The sequence below is a fragment of the Lysobacter sp. TAB13 genome (assembly GCF_052113885.1).
Classification (GTDB): Bacteria; Pseudomonadota; Gammaproteobacteria; order Xanthomonadales; family Xanthomonadaceae; genus Lysobacter; species Lysobacter gummosus.
Map to the genome: position 1 here is coordinate 1 of NZ_JBFRDR010000129.1, position 527 is coordinate 527.

Sequence of the window (527 nt, forward strand, 5' to 3'; positions counted from 1 at the left end):
GTGCTCCCCTCCGTCGCCACCGAATCTGTTGATGGAGTGCGCTGGAGCACGCAGCGGACGTCGCGCYGCGGCCCGAGCGTGATCGTGCCGGGGTCCTCGATCTCGCAAAGGCCCTTGATCGCGAGGTCGCAGCGCGGATGGAAATCGCAGCCGGCCGGCCGATCGAAAGGCGAGGGCACCATGCCGCGAATGGCGGCGAGGCGGGTATGTCTTCCGGCGCCGAGGCGCGGTACCGATTTCAGCARGGCCTGCGTGTAGGGATGGCGCGGATCGGCGAAAATCTCGTCAACCGTGCCGCGCTCGACGATCCTACCGAGATACATCACCGCGACATCGTCGGCGATCTCGGCRACGACGCCGAGATCATGGGTGATGAACAGGATCGAGAGCCCGTATTCGCGCTGCAGTTCCTGCAAGAGGTCGATGATATTGGCCTGCGTGGTGACGTCGAGCGCAGTGGTCGGCTCATCGGCGATCAGGAGGCGCGGCTGGCAGGAGAGAGCGAGCGCTATGCAGACGCGCTGGCG

The 527-nt window shown here is 65.8% G+C and carries 1 protein-coding gene; it reads right to left on the reverse strand.

Annotated features, from left to right (window positions below):
• Positions 1 to 527 (reverse strand): oligopeptide/dipeptide ABC transporter ATP-binding protein (locus AB4Y92_RS25455; protein WP_441822146.1); only part of this gene is annotated, 527 nt, incomplete at both ends.